A 16,485-nucleotide genomic window follows, 5' to 3' on the forward strand; every position below is an offset into this window, starting at 1 on the left:
TCAGATTCCACCGCCCGGTTTACCCGGGCGCTTGCGGCCAGACAGGCGGGGCAGGGCCGCCTGTGCCATCATGGCCAGCTTGTCACGCGAGGTGAGCCGCGGGCGGGCGAACGCATCGCGACTGTTCTCGTGCAGATGTTTGAGAATGCGGGCCCCGCCGGCGATGATCAGCCGCAATTCGAAACCAAAACGTCCGCCAAGGATCAATCCCAGCGGGGCGCCGGATTCAAGCAGCCGGCGGGCCCGTTCGATCTGCTGGCGCATCAGCCCCTGCATGGCAAAATCGGTCGTACGGTTGGCAATATGCTGTTCGCTGACACCGAAGCGCTGCATCTCGTCCTGTGGCAAATAAATCCGGTTGTTTTCCCGGTAATCCTGATCGATATCCTGCAGAAAGTTGATCAACTGCAGGGCGGTACAGATGGCGTTGGAATAGCCGAGGTTACGCTCGCTGGCGGCATTATTGAGGTGCAGCAGCAGCTCGCCGATCGGGTTCGCTGAATTGCGACAATAATCCATCAGCTCGCCAAAATCGGCATAACGGGTTTTCTCCACATCCTGAACAAAGGCCTGCAATAATCGCCGGAACGGTTCGATGGGCAGGTGGTGGCGGGTGATCACATCCTGCAGGGCGATGAAGATCGGATCATCAAACGATTCCCCCGTCTGACATTGTTGCAATTGAAGCCGGTACTCATCCAGTCGGGCCAGTCGTTGTTCACGACTCAAATCGCCCTCATCGGCGACATCATCGGCGCGGCGGGCAAAGGCATAAATGACGGTCACCGCCGGGCGAATGCGCGCCGGCAGCAGGCGACTGGCAACGGGGAAATTCTCGTAATGATTGCGCGCCATTGCCGCGCAGTGGGCATAGGCGTCGGCCAGTTTGTCGCTTGTCATGACAGTGGTCTGTGGTATTGTAAGAACATCATAAATAATAAGGTATCAGACAATGAAAAAACTCAAACTGCTCCTCTCTGGCGTCATCATCGGTCTGGCTGTCGGGCTGTGGTTTGGCGTTAACATTGGCAAGGGCAAGCCGTTGCTGAGCAATCCGATCGATGAGCCTACCCTGAAGCAACGCTTGCAGGAAAGTACCGGCGAAGCGATGGAGCGGACCGGTAAGAAAGTCGAGGAAATCGGGTCTGGCATCAAGGGCAAACTCAAGGAAGACTAGGCTACTGGTCGTTATCGATGTCGGTGTCGATCTGACGCACGCCGCTTTCGACCTGTTCCTGCGCCTCGATCTCCTTGCTGGAGCTGATCCCCATCTCGCGAAACTTCTGCACACTGGGCAGGATGCGGCTGTCAAACGAACCGACGGTGCTGTTGAAATGTTTGACGGTCGTATCCAGGCTGCGCCCCATTTTTTGCAAATGGCCGGTGAAGGTCGCCAGGCGCTGGTATAACTCTTCACCAATCTTCTTGATCTGCTCGGCGTTCTTGGCCAGCTGTTCCTGGCGCCAGCCGTAGGCCACCGCGCGCAGCAGGGCGACAAAGCTGGTCGGCGTGGCGAGAATCACATTTTTACTCAGTGCATCTTCCATCAATTGATAATCGGTTTCCAGTGCCGCGCTGAGAAACTGATCGCCGGGAATAAACAACACCACAAACTCCGGAGACTGGCTGAACTGGCTCCAGTACGCCTTGCTGTGCAGTTCGTTGATACGCTGGCGGACATTTTTGGCATGACGCTGCATGTGCTGTTTGCGCTGTTCCTCGTCGCTGCTTTCGATGGCACTTAAATAAGCATCCAGTGGCGTTTTGACATCCACCACGATCTCACGCCCGTCGGGCATGCGCACGATCATATCCGGCCGCTGGCGGCCCTCGTCGGTCTGGATGTTCTCCTGCTGATAAAAGTCGCAATGCTCGACCATGCCGGCCAGCTCCGCCAGCCGCTTGAGGGTCAGCTCGCCCCACTGACCCCGTACCTCCGGGCGGCGCAGAGCCTGAACCAGGTTATGGGTCTGGTTGCGTAACTCCTGCTGGGTCAGATTCATGGTTTCGATGTGCTTGTGCAGCGCACCGTAGGCTTCCTTGCGCTCTTTTTCGATACTGTGGATCTGCTGTTCGGTCTTCTCCAGCGAGTCGCGAATGGGCTTGATCAGTTGCTCGATCGCCTTTTCCTTCTGCGCCAGATCGCCCTTGGCCTCGTTCTGGAACTTTTCCAGATTCTGTTGCGCCAGACGCAGGAACTCCTCGGAGTTGTGTTTCAACGCCTGGCTGGAAATGGAGGAAAAGGTTTCCTTGAGCTGCTCGCGCGCCTGGGTCAGCGTTTCCAGTTTCTCCTCGGCGTGTCGACGCTCCAGCTCCAGCGTCGTGCTCAGCTCGCTGTTCTCCCGTTGCAGAGCGTTGATGCGCCCCTGTAGCCACAGATAAACCGCCAGCGCCCCGACCAGCAGGGAGCCAACAGCAATCGCGGCGTAAATCAGTTCCTGAGTCATATTTCAATTTTGAGTTTTGAATTTTGAATGTTGAATTGACGAAATCGTATTTAATTCAACATTCAAAATTCAACATTTAAAATTGCTTAACTTAGTCGCAGGTCAGGTTGCGCGCAGCGCTACCTGACGCTCTATTCTTGAGGAATTGTCACGTAGGCTATCGCCAACGTGACCTGCCCCTCATATTTGAGTTTTGAATTTTGAATTGAAGAAAGCACATTTAATTCAGAATTCAAAATTCAACATTCAAAACTACTTAACTTAGCCATTGCAGGATCGCTTCGGGGGATTCCACCATCCCGTCGGCGCCCCAGGTATCCGGCTGTTCATACTCGCCAATATAGCCGAACAGGGCAACCAGTGTCTGCATCCCGGCACGACGCCCGGCCTCGATGTCCCGCCGGGCATCGCCGACGTACAGGCATTGATTCGCCTCGCTGCCGCACTGTTCACAGGCATGCAACAGCGGTGCGGGATCGGGTTTGCGTTGGGGCAGGGTATCGCCGCTGACCACGCAGCTGGCGCGCTGGTCAAGATTCAGTGCCTCCAGCAGGGGATCGGTCAGCCAGCCGGGCTTGTTGGTCACCACGCCCCAGTTATGGCCGCGGCTTTCGAGGGTGTCGAGCAATGCCGCTATGCCGGGAAACAGCACGGTGTGGGTTGCCAGGTTGCTGTGATAATGCTGTAGCAGTTGCTGGCGTAACGTCTCGAAGTCCGCGTCGATATGGGTTTGGGCAAAGCCCAGCTCGATTAATGCCTTGCCGCCGTGCGATACCACGGGACGGATCATATCGAACGGCAGCGCGGGCAGCTCGTGGCTCAGGCGCACAGCATTGAGCGCATGGGCCAGATCCGGCGCGGTGTCGGCCAGCGTGCCGTCCAGGTCAAACAGAACGGTTCGGATGGCGCGTGAGCTGGCGAGATCGCGAGGTCGCGAGGTCGATAGCTCGTGAGAAGGTGGTTTAGCCCTGACTGGTTTGCTTTTGCTGGTCATGTTGTGTAACGAACTTCCGCTCTCACTATCTCGCGATTTCACGCTTTTAGGGATTGATGCAACTTATTAGAGCAATTTATCAACACGCTTTAAAGTTTGATCCACTGTTTCACGCTGAGGTGCCGTAAGGTAACCCAATATTTCAGCAATATCCATCTGGGTGTCAACTTCGCTGACGGAGCCTCGCGCAATGCTGATAAAGTGTCGAAATTCGTTCATTCCGGTTCTCGCCGCGCCTTCAGCAATATTGGAGGCTATGCTGATGCTTGCGCGGCGTAACTGCTGGGTTAGTCCAAAGCGTTCATTATCGGGGAAGCCCTGGGTCAGTTGATAAATTTCACTGACCAGTTGCATTGAAATGTTCCATGCATGTAATTGTTTATGCGGCTTATCCATGTCCGCGTCTCCCTTGTGAAGTGAAATCGTGAGGCCGTAAGAGCGACAGAGTGTGAGATGGTGAAATCGTTAGGTAGTTGACAGGAAATCCAACCGGCTCACCATCGTTGCCTAACGCCTAACGCCTAACGCCTAACGCCTAACGCCTAACGCCTAACGCCTAACGCCTAACGCCTAACGCCTAACGCCTAACGCCTAACGCCTAACGCCTAACGCCTAACGCCTAACGCCTAACGCCCTAACGCCTAACGCCTAACGCCTAACGCCTAACGCCTAACGCCCTAACGCCCTAACGCCCTCTGGGTATGCAACAGGTAATTGACGCTGACGTCGTGCCCGAGGGAATAGGTTTTGGTCAGCGGGTTGTAACTCATGCCGGTCAGCTCCCGGGTCTGGAGCTCGGCGGCCCGTACCCAGCTTTCCAGCTCGGCGGGACGGATGAATTTGGCATAATCATGGGTGCCTTTGGGCAACAGCTTGAGAACATACTCGGCGCCGATGATGGCAAACAGGTACGATTTGGGATTGCGGTTGATGGTGGAGAGAAACACATGCCCGCCGGGTTTGACCAGTTGCGCGCAGGCGCGAACGATTGAGGCGGGATCGGGCACATGCTCCAGCATCTCCAGACAGGTCACCACGTCGTATTCACCGGCTTCCCGTTCGGCCAGTTCCTCGGCGGTGATCTGCTCATAATCGACCTCCACGCCGGACTCATGCTTGTGCAGCCGGGCCACGCTCAACGGCGCTTCCCCCATATCGATCCCGGTCACCGTCGCGCCCCGTTGCGCCATGGCTTCCGAGAGAATGCCGCCGCCGCAGCCCACATCCAGGACTTTCTTGCCGGCCAGTGTCACGCGCCGGTCGATATACTCCAGACGTAACGGGTTGATTTCATGCAGCGGCTTGAACTCGCCATGGGGATCCCACCAGCGCGAGGCGAGATCCTCGAACTTGGCGATTTCCTGGTGATCGACGTTAGTGTGTGTTTGGCTCATATATTATAGTATACAGAAATTCGCAGGGCCGAGGTACGAGGTACGAGTGACGAGGCTCGGATTTGATCCCTCCCCATGCCCTTCGGGCAGGAGCGAGGGACGAGGTACCAGGTACCAGGTACCAGGTACCAGGATCTGGTTTTGATCCCCTCCCCTTCAAGGGGAGGGCCAGGGAGGGGTGATGTAAATTCAGCCCCGACAAATTCACCTCGTCCCTCGTACCTCGTCCCTCGGCACTGTGTTAATCCAGAAGCGCTAGGCGCCGTTGCCACTCTGATACCCGCTCCAGAACGGCATGCGTGTCGATGGTGGTCAGTTCTCGATCTTTGAGCAGCTGGCGGCCGGCGACCCAGACGTCGGTGACCTGTTCGCGCCCGGCGGTGTAGACCAGTTGCGACATCGGGTGATAGACCGGCTGGCTTTCCAGTGTGCCCAGGTCGACGGCAATCACATCGGCGGATTTGCCGGCTTCCAGCGAGCCGATTTCCTGTTCCAGTCCCAGCGCCCGGGCGCCGTTGAGGGTCGCCATGCGCAGTACCGTCTCGGCGGGCAGGGCGCTGGCGTCGCCGGCGACGGCCTTGGCCAGCAGGGCGGCGCTGTGCATTTCGCTGAACATGTCCAGATCGTTGTTGCTGGCGGCGCCATCGGTGCCCAGGCACAGATTCACCCCGGCCTGCGCCAGTTCATGCGCCGGGCAAAAACCGCTGGCCAGCTTGAGATTGGATTCGGGGCAATGCACCACGTGCGCGCCGGCCTCCGCCAGACGGGCGATTTCATCCGTCTTTAACTGGGTCATATGCACGGCCAGCAGGTGCGGGTTGAGCAGGCCCAGTTCCTCCAGCCGCTGCAGTGGCCGCTGGCCGGTGTTGTTCAGGCTTTCCTCGATCTCGTGCGCGGTTTCATGCACATGCATATGCACCGGAATATCCAGTTCCTCGGCATAGGTAGCAATCCGTTGCAACGGTTCGTCGGAGACGGTGTAGGGCGCATGCGGGGCAAAGGCGGTGCGGATCAGGCTGTTGCCACGCAGCTGATCGTGCAGAGCGATGCCCTTGCTCAGATATTCATCGGGCGTTTGTGCATACGGGGTGGGGAAGTCGATCATAATCAGCCCGACGCAGGCACGCATGCCGGCCTGTTCCACCGCACGCACGGTCTCCTCGGGGAAAAAGTACATATCGTTGAAGCAGGTGGTGCCGCCGCGCAGCATTTCGGCACAGGCCTGCAGGCTGCCATCAAAGACGAACTCCTTGCCTGCCCATTGTTGTTCCGCCGGCCAGATATGCTGTTGCAGCCATTCCATCAACGGCAGATCGTCGGCCAGCCCGCGCATCAGGGTCATGGCGGCGTGACCATGCAGGTTGATCAACCCGGGCATCAGCACATGCTGCTCGAAGTGCTGGACATGATCTGCCTGATAGCGTTGTTCGGCATCGGCTTTGGGCAGAACGGCCTCGATGCGCCCATTGTGGATCGCAATGGCATGTTGCTCGAGCACCACGTCTTGTGGTTCGACAGGCAGAACCCAGCGCGCGGATAACAGAGTGTCAATCTTCATGCCGGGAAAGATACAGGCATTGGATTCACCGCTGCAAGATTTTTTGTCACGACAGTGAACCTTCTTCGGCAGCGATCCTGAACCAGAGAGCGAGGAAGGGGATCGCCGACGATAAATAATCTCTCGCAGAGACGCAGAGCCCGCTATGGGATTAGTTTGTTTTCCTTTGCGACTCTGCGAGAGTACAGACCGGATAAAAGCGACCATTTTCTGGTTTCGCCTGTCGTTGTATAAAATTTGTCGTGTTTTAAAGTAGTTTGACGGATTACAATAGTTAACCCGAAGCAACCCCGAAATTTTTTATGCTGGAAGAATACGACACCTTCAAGCCGGTGATGTGGGATGACGACGCGGTCTGTCTGCTGGATCAGCGGTTGTTGCCCCGGCAACATCAATACAATCATTACCGCAGTGTGGCCGAGGTTGCTCAGGCGATTCGCGATATGGTGGTGCGCGGCGCACCGGCGATCGGGATCACCGCCGCCTATGGCGTGGCGCTGGCGGCACGACAGCGTTACGCCGAGTCAGCGGCGCACTGGCGTGACAAACTCGAAGCCGATCTGCAGCAGCTGGGCGAGGCCCGGCCGACGGCTATCAATCTCTACTGGGCGATCGAGCGGTTGCGGCGCCAACTGGATGATATAAAGGGTGATCCCTTTCCGGTTTTGCTGGCCGAAGCCCGGGCTATCCATGCAGAAGACATTGCCGCCAATCTGACAATGGGCCAGTTTGGCGCCTCGCTGATCGCACCGGGTGATAGCGTGTTGACCCACTGCAACGCCGGGGCGCTGGCCACTGGCGGGCACGGCACGGCGCTGGGGGTGATCCGCAGCGCCCATGCCGAGGGCAAACTGGGGACGGTGTATGCCGATGAGACCCGGCCCTGGTTGCAGGGGGCGCGCCTGACGGCCTGGGAGTTATTGCAGGACAATATTCCGGTGACGCTGGTGGCCGAAGGGGCCGCCGCCTGGCTGATGCGCCAGGGCAAGGTGCAGTGGGTGATTGTCGGCTCCGATCGGATCGTGGCCAACGGCGATGTGGCCAACAAGATCGGGACCTATTCGCTGGCGGTGCTGGCGCGCCAGCACGGCGTCAAATTCATGGTGGCCGCACCGACCTCCACTATTGATATGGCGGTCGGCGAGGGCGGGGCGATTCCCATCGAACAGCGGGATGGCGCTGAACTGCTCGAGTGCGGCGGGCAGCGGGTGGCGGCCGAGGGGGCCGGGGCCTGGAACCCGGTCTTCGATGTCACCCCGGCACAACTGGTGGACGCCATCGTCACCGAGCGCGGTATTATCGAACAGCCCGATGCCGGGAAAATGGCCCGGCACATGGGCGAGCACCGCTGATTTTCTGCTCTGGCCGGGCCTCAAAACGGTTTTTAAAACCGCCCGGCTTTCCACGATACGCCCGCAACGGGTTTCTCACGCGTTTTTCCAAAGATGCAGTAGGTAGCCCCGCTATGGTATAGTGGCCGTCTAAAATCGTCTCAAGAATTAACGAGCCACACTAACCTGACTGAAGCCGACGCATGAGCGAATTTGCCAAGGAAGTCCTCCCGATCAACATCGAGGAGGAGATGAAGCAGTCCTACCTGGACTATGCCATGAGTGTGATTGTCGGGCGCGCCCTGCCCGACGTGCGGGACGGCCTCAAGCCGGTTCACCGCCGTGTCCTGTACGCCATGCGCGAACTGGGCAATGACTGGAACAAACCCTATAAAAAGTCGGCCCGCGTGGTCGGTGATGTCATCGGTAAATACCATCCCCACGGCGACAGCGCGGTGTACGACACTATCGTGCGCATGGCCCAGCCCTTCTCGCTGCGTTACATGCTGGTCGACGGCCAGGGTAACTTCGGCTCGGTGGACGGCGACGCCCCGGCCGCCATGCGTTACACCGAAGTGCGCATGGCGAAGATCGCGCACGAACTGCTGGCGGATATCGAAAAAGAGACCGTCGATTACACCCTCAATTACGATGAAACCGAGTATGAGCCGGAGATTCTGCCGGCCCGCATTCCCAACCTGCTGGTCAACGGTTCGGCCGGGATCGCGGTGGGCATGGCGACCAATATTCCGCCGCATAACCTGACCGAGGTGATCAACGCCACCCTGGCGATGATCGACAACCCCGATATCACGATCCAGGAACTGATGGGCTACATTCCGGGGCCCGATTTTCCCACCGCCGGCATCATCAACGGCGCGCGCGGCATCGCCGAGGCCTATGCCACCGGTCGCGGCCGCATCTACGTGCGGGCACGTACCGAAGTCGAAGAGATGGCCAACGGCCGTCAGCGCATCGTGGTCAACGAGCTGCCCTACCAGGTCAACAAGGCGCGCCTGCTGGAGCGCATCGCCGAACTGGTCAAGGAAAAGAAAATCGAGGGTATCAGCGAGCTGCGCGACGAATCGGACAAGGAAGGCATGCGCGTGGTGATCGAACTGCGTCGCGGCGAGGTGGTCGAGGTGATGCTCAACAACCTCTATCAGCACACCCAGATGCAGACCGTGTTCGGCATCAACATGGTGGCGCTGGTCGAAGGCCAGCCGCAGCTGCTCAATCTGCATCAGATCCTGGCGGCGTTCATCCGCCATCGCCGCGAGGTGGTGACCCGCCGTACCGTGTTCGATCTACGCAAGGCGCGCGAGAAGGCCCATGTGCGCGAAGGCCTGGCCATTGCGCTGGCCAACATCGATCAGATCATTGCTCTGATCAAGGCGGCCAAAAATCCGGCCGAAGCCAAGGAACAGTTGATGTCCACCCTGTGGGAGCCGGGCGTGGTCAACCAGATGCTGGAACGTACCGGCGCCGCGGCTTCGCGGCCGGAAGGGCTGGCACCTGAATTCGGCCTGGTCGAAGGGCGTTACCGCCTCTCCGATGCGCAGGCCCAGGCGATCCTGGACATGCGCCTGCACCGTCTGACCGGACTGGAACAGGACAAGATTCTCAACGAATACGAAGAGCTGCTCAAACAGATCGAGGAACTGCTCGCCATTCTGGCCAGCAGCGAACGGTTAATGCAGGTGATTCGTGATGAGCTGGCGGAAATGCGCGCTCAATACGGCGATGAACGGCGTACCGAAATCATCGCCAGCCAGGAAGATCTGACCATCGAGGACCTGATCACCGAAGAAGATGTGGTGGTAACGCTCTCTCACGAAGGTTATGCCAAGGCCCAACCGATTACGGCCTACACCTCGCAACGTCGAGGCGGCAAGGGTAAGGCAGCCACGTCGGTCAAGGATGAGGACTTTATCGACAAACTGTTCGTGGCCAGCACCCACGACACGATTCTCTGTTTCTCCAGTCGCGGCAAGGTCTACTGGCTGAAGGTCTACGAACTGCCGCAGGCCGGGCGCACCGCACGCGGACGTCCCATTGTCAATCTGTTGCCGATGGAAGAGGGCGAGCGCATCAATGCGATTTTGCCGATTCGCGAATACGCGGAAGGCCAGTTCATCTTCTTTGCCACCAGCAACGGCACCGTGAAGAAAACGCCATTGACCGATTTCTCCCGCCCGCGCGCCTCGGGCATTATCGCCATCGAGTTGCGCGAGGACGATCATCTGATCGGCGTGGAACTGACCCGCGGCGATCAGGATGTGTTGCTGTTCAGTAATGCCGGCAAGGCGATCCGTTTCAACGAGCAGGATGTGCGCGCCATGGGCCGCAGCTCGGTCGGCGTGCGCGGTATGAAGCTGCAATCGGAGCAGCATGTCATCTCGCTGATCATCGCCAGCGAAGGTGACATCCTGACCGCCACCGAAAATGGTTACGGCAAGCGTACCGGGGTGGACGACTATCCCCGTCACGGTCGCGGCGGCCAGGGCGTCAAGTCGATCCAGACCAGCGAGCGTAACGGCGAAGTCATCGGCGCCGAACTGGTGGGTGAAGAAGATGAAATCATGCTCATCACCAGCCGCGGCACCCTGGTGCGCACCAAAGTCGACGAAGTCTCGATCATGGGCCGCAACACCCAGGGCGTGAAACTGATCAGCCTCGGCGAAGGCGAAAAACTTTCCGGCATCGAAAGAATCGCCAAGATCAGTGACGAGGAACGAGTGACGAGTGACGAGGAATAACCAGCGAGTCGCCGGTCCTCGTTACTCGTCACTCGTACCTCGGCCCTTGTCGAACAGAATATGAAAACAGCGAAAAACAGGTAAAACGTTTCCAAGTAATCAAATATCAGGAGTTTGTATGAATCGTGTATTTAATTTCAGCGCCGGTCCGGCGATGTTGCCCCAGGAAGTCCTGGAGCGCGCTCGCGAGGAAATGCTTGACTGGCACGGTACCGGTATGTCGGTGATGGAGATGAGCCATCGCGGCAAGGAGTTCATGTCAATTGCCGAGAAAGCCAGCAGTGATCTGCGTGAGCTGATGGCGATTCCGGAGAATTACGAGATTCTGTTTTTACAGGGCGGCGCCAGCAGCCAGTTCGCCATGGTGCCGATGAACCTGCTGCGTGGTAAAACCAAAGCCGACTACATTAACACCGGGGCCTGGTCGAAAAAGGCCATTGGTGAAGCGAAAAAATTCTGCGACGTCAACCTGGCGGCGACCACCGAAGCCGACGGTTTCTCCAGTGCGCCAGAGCAAAAAGATCTGCAATTGAGCGGTGATGCCGCCTATATGCATTACACCCCCAACGAAACCATCGGCGGGGTGGAGTTCAACTACATTCCCGAGACCGGCGATGTGCCGCTGGTGGCGGACATGTCCTCGACGATTCTGTCACGGCCCATCGATGTGTCGAAATACGGCGTGATCTACGCCGGCGCGCAGAAGAACATCGGCCCGGCCGGTCTGACCGTGGTCATCGTGCGCAAGGATCTGATCGGCGAGACGCTGGATAAAACCCCGGCCATGTTCGATTATCAGGTGCATGCCGAAAATGACTCCATGGCCAATACCCCGCCGACCTACGGCTGGTACCTGGCCGGGCTGGTGTTCGAATGGCTGAAAGAGAAGGGCGGTCTGGAAGGCATGGCCGAGATCAACAAACGCAAGTCGGACAAACTGTATAACGCGATCGACAGTTCCGACTTTTATGCCAACCCGGTCAAGCCCGACTGCCGTTCGTGGATGAACGTGCCGTTTATCCTGGCCAATCCCGAACTGGACAAGACCTTCCTCGAGGAAGCCGCCAAACAGGGACTGACCAGCCTGAAAGGCCACCGCTCCGTCGGCGGCATGCGCGCCAGCATCTACAACGCCATGCCCGAAGCCGGCGTCGATACCCTGGTCGAGTTCATGGCCGACTTCGAAAAGCGACATGGCTAAAAAAACAGTAACGAGGGACGAGTAACGAGTTACGAGGTGATTTTGCAGGAGCTGATTTTATATCACCCCTCCCTGACCCTCCCCTTGAAGGGGAGGGGATGTCCTGCAAATAGCACGATCAGTCCCCCTCCCACAGGGAGGGGGTTAGGGGGAGGGGATAAATAAACACTCGGCGCTCGTAACTCGTCCCTCGGCCCTGAGATATAGGTTCCAGGTAAAATATTAAGTATTCAAGATACACAGCAACAGACAACAAAAGGTAATCAATCCGTCCTATGTATAAGGTTCTGACATTGAATAACATCTCGCTGGCCGGTCTGGAACGGCTGCCGCGGGACAAGTATGAAATCGCCTCCGAGATCAGCCATCCCGATGCCATTCTGGTGCGCTCGGCGAAGATGCACGACATGGAAGTGCCGACCAGCCTCAAGGCCATCGGCCGGGCCGGGGCGGGGGTGAATAACATTCCGGTCGACAAGATGTCGGATCAGGGGATTGCGGTGTTCAACGCCCCCGGCGCCAACGCCAATGCGGTCAAGGAACTGGTACTGGCCGGCATGCTGATGGGTTGCCGTAATATCGGTCCGGCCTGGGATTTTGCCCGTTCGGTGGAAGGTTCCGATGCCGAGATCAACAAGGCCGTGGAAGCCGGCAAGAAAAACTTCGGCGGTTTCGAGTTGCCCGGCCGGACCCTGGGCGTGGTCGGACTGGGCGCCATCGGCCGCAATGTCGCCAACATGGCTTTGCAACTGGGCATGCGGGTGGTCGGGTTCGATCCGGGTATTACCGTGGAAGGCGCCTGGCAGCTCTCTTCGGAGGTGGAAAAAGCCGCGAGCATGGATGAACTGGCTGCCAAGTCAGACTTTATTACATTCCATGTCCCGCTGATCGATGCGACAAAGAATATGATCAATGCCGAGCGGCTCAAATTGATGCGCGATGGCGTGATCATTCTCAACTTTGCGCGCAATGGCATTGTCGATGACGAGGCCGTCAGCGCCGCGATCAAATCCGGCAAGGTCTATGCCTATATTTGCGATTTCCCCAGCAATCTGCTGAAACATCATGAGCGTGTCATTACCCTGCCGCATCTGGGCGCCTCCACCGTCGAGGCGGAAGACAACTGCGCCATCATGGTGGCCGAACAGGTGCGCGATTATCTCGAGCACGGCAATATTCGCAATTCGGTGAACTTCCCCGAGGTCTACATGGAACGTACCGAAGGCCAGCGCATTGCCATAGTGAACCGCAATGAACCGAACATGGTCGGGCAGATCACAGGTGTTCTGGCCACACAAAACCTGAACATCGTGGATATGATCAATAAATCAAAGGGCAACCTGGCCTATAATCTGATCGACATCGATGGCAACGTGGACGAGGGCCATCGCGATAAACTCACCGCGATAAGCGGTGTGTTGAAAGTGCGTTTTATCGACTAATCTTGATCGATAACTATCAGGAAAAGCGAGTGAGCGACGATCTCCAGAAATTGCGCCAGCACATCGACGAACTGGATGAACAGATCCAGACGCTGATCAGCGAACGCGCACGTCTTGCCGAGGAGGTCGCCCGCACCAAGCAGGCCAATGGCGATGACGTGTTCTATCGTGCCGAGCGTGAAGCTCAGGTCCTGCGCAATGTGATGCAGCGTAATCAGGGGCCGCTGGGTAACGAGGAAATGGCGCGGCTGTTTCGCGAGATTATGTCCGCCTGTCTCGCGCTCGAGCGGATTATGAACATCGCCTTCCTGGGGCCGGAAGGTACTTTCACCCAGGCCGCGGCGCTGAAACACTTCGGTCATTCGGTGCAGACCCTGCCGTTGGCCACCATTGGCGATGTATTTCGCGAAGTGGAGTCCGGCACGGCTTCCTACGGTGTCGTCCCGGTGGAAAATTCCATCGAGGGGGTGATCAATCATACCCTGGATGAATTCATGACCTCGTCCCTGTCGATTTGCGGCGAGGTGGAGCTGCGAATTCATCATCACCTGTTGAGCAAAGCGGCCGGGATTGATGATATCCGCAAGGTCTATTCCCATCGCCAGTCGCTGGCCCAGTGCCGCAAATGGCTCGACTCGCACCTGTCCGAGGTCGAACAGGTCGATGTCAGCAGCAACGCGGAGGCCGCGCGCCTGGCCAGTGCCGATCCGGCCTCGGCCGCGATTGCCGGCGAAAGCGCGGCGGACATTTACGAACTCGATTACCTGGCGAAAAATATCGAGGACCATCCGGAGAACACCACCCGCTTTCTGGTGGTCGGCCGGCGAGCCACGCCGCCCAGCGGTAACGACAAAACCTCGATGCTGGTGTATACCCGCAATCGGCCGGGCGCGCTGTATGGCATGCTGGAACCGTTTGCCAAGCACGATATTTCTATGTCACGCATCGAATCCCGTCCCTCTCGCCAGGGCATGTGGAATTACGCGTTTTTCATCGACATCGAAGGTCATATCGACGACAGCAACGTCAGCCAGGCGATCCGGGAACTGGATGAAACCGCCAGCATGGTCAAGGTGCTCGGGTCCTATCCGCGCGCCGTGTTGTAGTTCTGAGTTCTGAGTTCTTAGTTCTTAGTTCTTAGTTCTTAGTTCTGAGCACTTAGAACTAAGAACTAAGAACTGTTTGTCGTAGGAGCGGCTTAGCCGCGATTCGGGAAAAGAGGCACGACGGTCGCCGATGAAATCGCCTCCCACAAGGCCCTTCGGGCAGTTTCTAGGGCCTAGATACTAGGACCTGGTCACTGGTTTACAATACCGCACATTATTTTGAGTTATGTACACATGATGGCATTTGCACAACAAGTTGATGTCTGTGATCTGGCTGCCCCGGGCGTCCGTGAGCTGACGCCGTACCAGCCGGGCAAGCCCATCGAGGAACTGGAGCGTGAGTACGGTTTGTCGGGGGTTATCAAGCTGGCCTCGAATGAAAATCCGCTGGGTCCGTCGCCGGATGTATTAAGATCGATCAGTGATAATCTGAGTGAGCTGAGTCGCTATCCGGATGGTAACGGTTTTGTTCTCAAGCAGGCCTTGTGCAAGCGTTTCGATCTCGAACCGGGGCAGATTACGCTGGGTAACGGTTCCAATGATGTGCTGGAACTGATCGCCCGGGCTTTTGTGACGCCGGACAATGAAGTTATTTTTTCGCAACACGCCTTTGCCGTCTATCCGCTGGTGACCCGCGCTATCGGTGCCAGAGCGGTGGTGACACCGGCCAGAGCCTGGGGGCATGATCTCGATGCGATGCGCGAGGCGATCACAGGGCGCACGCGACTGATTTTTATCGCCAATCCGAATAACCCGACCGGCACCTGGCTCTCGAAACAGGCATTACAGGATTTTTTAGAACAGATTCCGCCGCATGTGCTGGTGGTACTGGACGAGGCCTATTTTGAATATGCCTCCGATCCGGTGATGGGACTGGCGCAATATCCCGATGGCCTGCAATGGCTGGATGAGTTTCCCAATCTGATTGTGACCCGGACTTTCTCCAAGGCCTACGGCCTGGCCGGCTTGCGAGTCGGTTATGCCGTTTCACATGGCGATGTCGCGGATTATCTCAATCGCGTTCGCCAGCCGTTCAATGTCAATCATCTGGCTCTCGCCGCGGCCGCCACGGCGTTGACGGACACGACCCATCTGCAGCGCAGCGTCGCGCTCAATGCCGCCGGGCTGAAACAATTTTATGCGGCGTTCGAGCGGCTGGGACTGGATTATATTCCCTCGGCAGGCAATTTTGTGACCGTGAAGGTCGGTGCCGCCGCCGAGATCAACGAACAGTTATTACGCCGCGGGATTATCGTGCGTCCGGTAGCCAATTACGAACTGCCGGAACATCTGCGGATCTCGGTGGGAAGCGAGAAGGAAAACCAGCGCTGCATCGAGGCACTGGAAGCGATCCGGCAAACATCGTGACAGGGCATCCCGTGATCATTAATCAACTGACCCTCATCGGCGTTGGCCTCATTGGCGGCTCGCTGGCCCGGGCATTACGCCGGGCCAATGCGGCGACCACGCTGATCGGTGCCGGTCGCCATCGCGAACAACTGGAGATTGCGCGCAAGCTGGGGGTGGTGGATGCGGTAGAAACCGATCTGGCCAAAGCCTGCCAGGGTTCGGATGTGATCGTGCTGGCCGTGCCGCTGGGTGCCATACGCCCGGTATTGGAACAGATTGCACCGGCAGTTCGGGAAAACACGATTATCACCGATGTGGGGAGTGCCAAGGCCAGTGTGGTCGCTGACGTCGAGCAGATATTTGGCGACCTTCCGGCCAATTTTGTGCCGGGCCATCCCATCGCCGGCACCGAACAGAGCGGGGTGGAAGCCTCGTTCGCGGAGCTGTTCGACCAGCGCCGGGTGATCCTCACCCCCGGCGCCACCACAAGCCCGGCGGCCGTGCAAACCGTCCGCCGGCTCTGGGAAGCGGCCGGTGCCGAGGTGATCGAGATGAGCGTGGCCCACCATGACGCCGTACTGGCCGCCACCAGCCACCTGCCGCACATGCTGGCCTACGCGCTGGTCGATAGCCTGGCCCGCCAGGATGACAGCCGGGAGATCTTCGATTATGCTGCCGGCGGTTTTCGCGACTTCACCCGCATCGCCTCCAGCGATCCGCAAATGTGGCACGACATCTGTCTGGCCAACCGCGATGCGCTGGTCGAAAGTCTGGAATGCTTCACCGCCGATTTACAGACCCTGACCGAGGCGATACGCCGCCAGGACAGCCAACGATTGCTCGAAATCTTCCGCCACGCCAAGCAGCGGCGGGATGATTTCTGCCAGTGACGGACAATTTGAA

Annotated in this window: 14 protein-coding genes; 8 read left to right on the forward strand and 6 right to left on the reverse strand. The window is 58.0% G+C overall.

What is annotated here, in order from left to right:
- Positions 1-900 carry a squalene synthase HpnC gene (gene hpnC, locus U5K34_RS11910; RefSeq protein ID WP_322568618.1) on the reverse strand — a complete coding sequence of 300 codons (900 nt, stop codon included), beginning with the start codon at positions 898-900 and terminating at the stop codon, positions 1-3.
- 52 nt (positions 901-952) lie between these two features.
- Between hpnC and U5K34_RS11915 the strand changes: the two genes are divergently transcribed.
- Positions 953-1,177 (forward strand): hypothetical protein, encoded by a 225-nt coding sequence (locus U5K34_RS11915; RefSeq protein WP_322568619.1) that lies wholly within the window; start codon positions 953-955, stop codon positions 1,175-1,177.
- 1 nt (position 1,178) lies between these two features.
- Here U5K34_RS11915 and U5K34_RS11920 read toward each other — a convergent pair whose 3' ends face one another.
- The 5 genes from U5K34_RS11920 to U5K34_RS11940 all read right to left on the reverse strand — a co-directional run bounded on the left by U5K34_RS11920 (position 1,179) and on the right by U5K34_RS11940 (position 6,393).
- On the reverse strand, positions 1,179-2,447 hold the full coding sequence (locus tag U5K34_RS11920) for a DNA recombination protein RmuC (protein WP_322568620.1): 1,269 nt from the start codon (positions 2,445-2,447) through the stop codon (positions 1,179-1,181).
- A 256-nt stretch (positions 2,448-2,703) separates the two neighbouring features.
- Positions 2,704-3,441: a phosphoglycolate phosphatase gene (gene gph / locus U5K34_RS11925; RefSeq protein ID WP_322568621.1), complete on the reverse strand. Its 738-nt coding sequence runs from the start codon at positions 3,439-3,441 to the stop codon at positions 2,704-2,706.
- Positions 3,442-3,507: 66 nt separating this feature from the next.
- Positions 3,508-3,837 (reverse strand): four helix bundle protein, encoded by a 330-nt coding sequence (locus U5K34_RS11930; protein WP_322568622.1) that lies wholly within the window; start codon positions 3,835-3,837, stop codon positions 3,508-3,510.
- Between the two features lie 281 nt (positions 3,838-4,118).
- Positions 4,119-4,835: a bifunctional 2-polyprenyl-6-hydroxyphenol methylase/3-demethylubiquinol 3-O-methyltransferase UbiG gene (gene ubiG, locus U5K34_RS11935; RefSeq protein ID WP_322568623.1), complete on the reverse strand. Its 717-nt coding sequence runs from the start codon at positions 4,833-4,835 to the stop codon at positions 4,119-4,121.
- 241 nt (positions 4,836-5,076) lie between these two features.
- Entirely contained in the window at positions 5,077-6,393 is a 1,317-nt protein-coding gene (locus tag U5K34_RS11940; RefSeq protein ID WP_322568624.1) for a TRZ/ATZ family hydrolase, read from the reverse strand.
- Between the two features lie 302 nt (positions 6,394-6,695).
- On the opposite strand from U5K34_RS11940, the gene mtnA reads away from it, so the two are divergent.
- The 7 genes from mtnA (at position 6,696) to U5K34_RS11975 (ending at position 16,472) form a co-directional block, all read left to right on the forward strand.
- Positions 6,696-7,745 (forward strand): S-methyl-5-thioribose-1-phosphate isomerase, encoded by a 1,050-nt coding sequence (gene mtnA / locus U5K34_RS11945; RefSeq protein ID WP_322568625.1) that lies wholly within the window; start codon positions 6,696-6,698, stop codon positions 7,743-7,745.
- Positions 7,746-7,927: 182 nt separating this feature from the next.
- Positions 7,928-10,483 carry a DNA gyrase subunit A gene (gyrA, locus tag U5K34_RS11950; RefSeq protein WP_322568626.1) on the forward strand — a complete coding sequence of 852 codons (2,556 nt, stop codon included), beginning with the start codon at positions 7,928-7,930 and terminating at the stop codon, positions 10,481-10,483.
- 118 nt (positions 10,484-10,601) lie between these two features.
- Positions 10,602-11,684, forward strand: a complete 1,083-nt coding sequence (serC, locus tag U5K34_RS11955) for a 3-phosphoserine/phosphohydroxythreonine transaminase (RefSeq protein ID WP_322568627.1) — start codon at positions 10,602-10,604, stop codon at positions 11,682-11,684.
- A 275-nt stretch (positions 11,685-11,959) separates the two neighbouring features.
- Positions 11,960-13,126, forward strand: coding sequence for a phosphoglycerate dehydrogenase (locus U5K34_RS11960; protein ID WP_322568628.1), 1,167 nt, complete (start codon positions 11,960-11,962; stop codon positions 13,124-13,126).
- A gap of 29 nt (positions 13,127-13,155) precedes the next feature.
- Entirely contained in the window at positions 13,156-14,232 is a 1,077-nt protein-coding gene (pheA, locus tag U5K34_RS11965; protein WP_322568629.1) for a prephenate dehydratase, read from the forward strand.
- A 234-nt stretch (positions 14,233-14,466) separates the two neighbouring features.
- Complete coding sequence (hisC, locus tag U5K34_RS11970) at positions 14,467-15,600, forward strand: histidinol-phosphate transaminase (protein WP_322568630.1); 1,134 nt, start codon at positions 14,467-14,469, stop codon at positions 15,598-15,600.
- 14 nt (positions 15,601-15,614) lie between these two features.
- Positions 15,615-16,472 carry a prephenate dehydrogenase gene (locus U5K34_RS11975; protein WP_416224096.1) on the forward strand — a complete coding sequence of 286 codons (858 nt, stop codon included), beginning with the start codon at positions 15,615-15,617 and terminating at the stop codon, positions 16,470-16,472.
- Positions 16,473-16,485: the final 13 nt, after the last annotated feature.

This window comes from Thiohalophilus sp., from assembly GCF_034521165.1.
In the GTDB taxonomy this organism is placed as follows: Bacteria; Pseudomonadota; Gammaproteobacteria; order UBA6429; family Thiohalophilaceae; genus Thiohalophilus.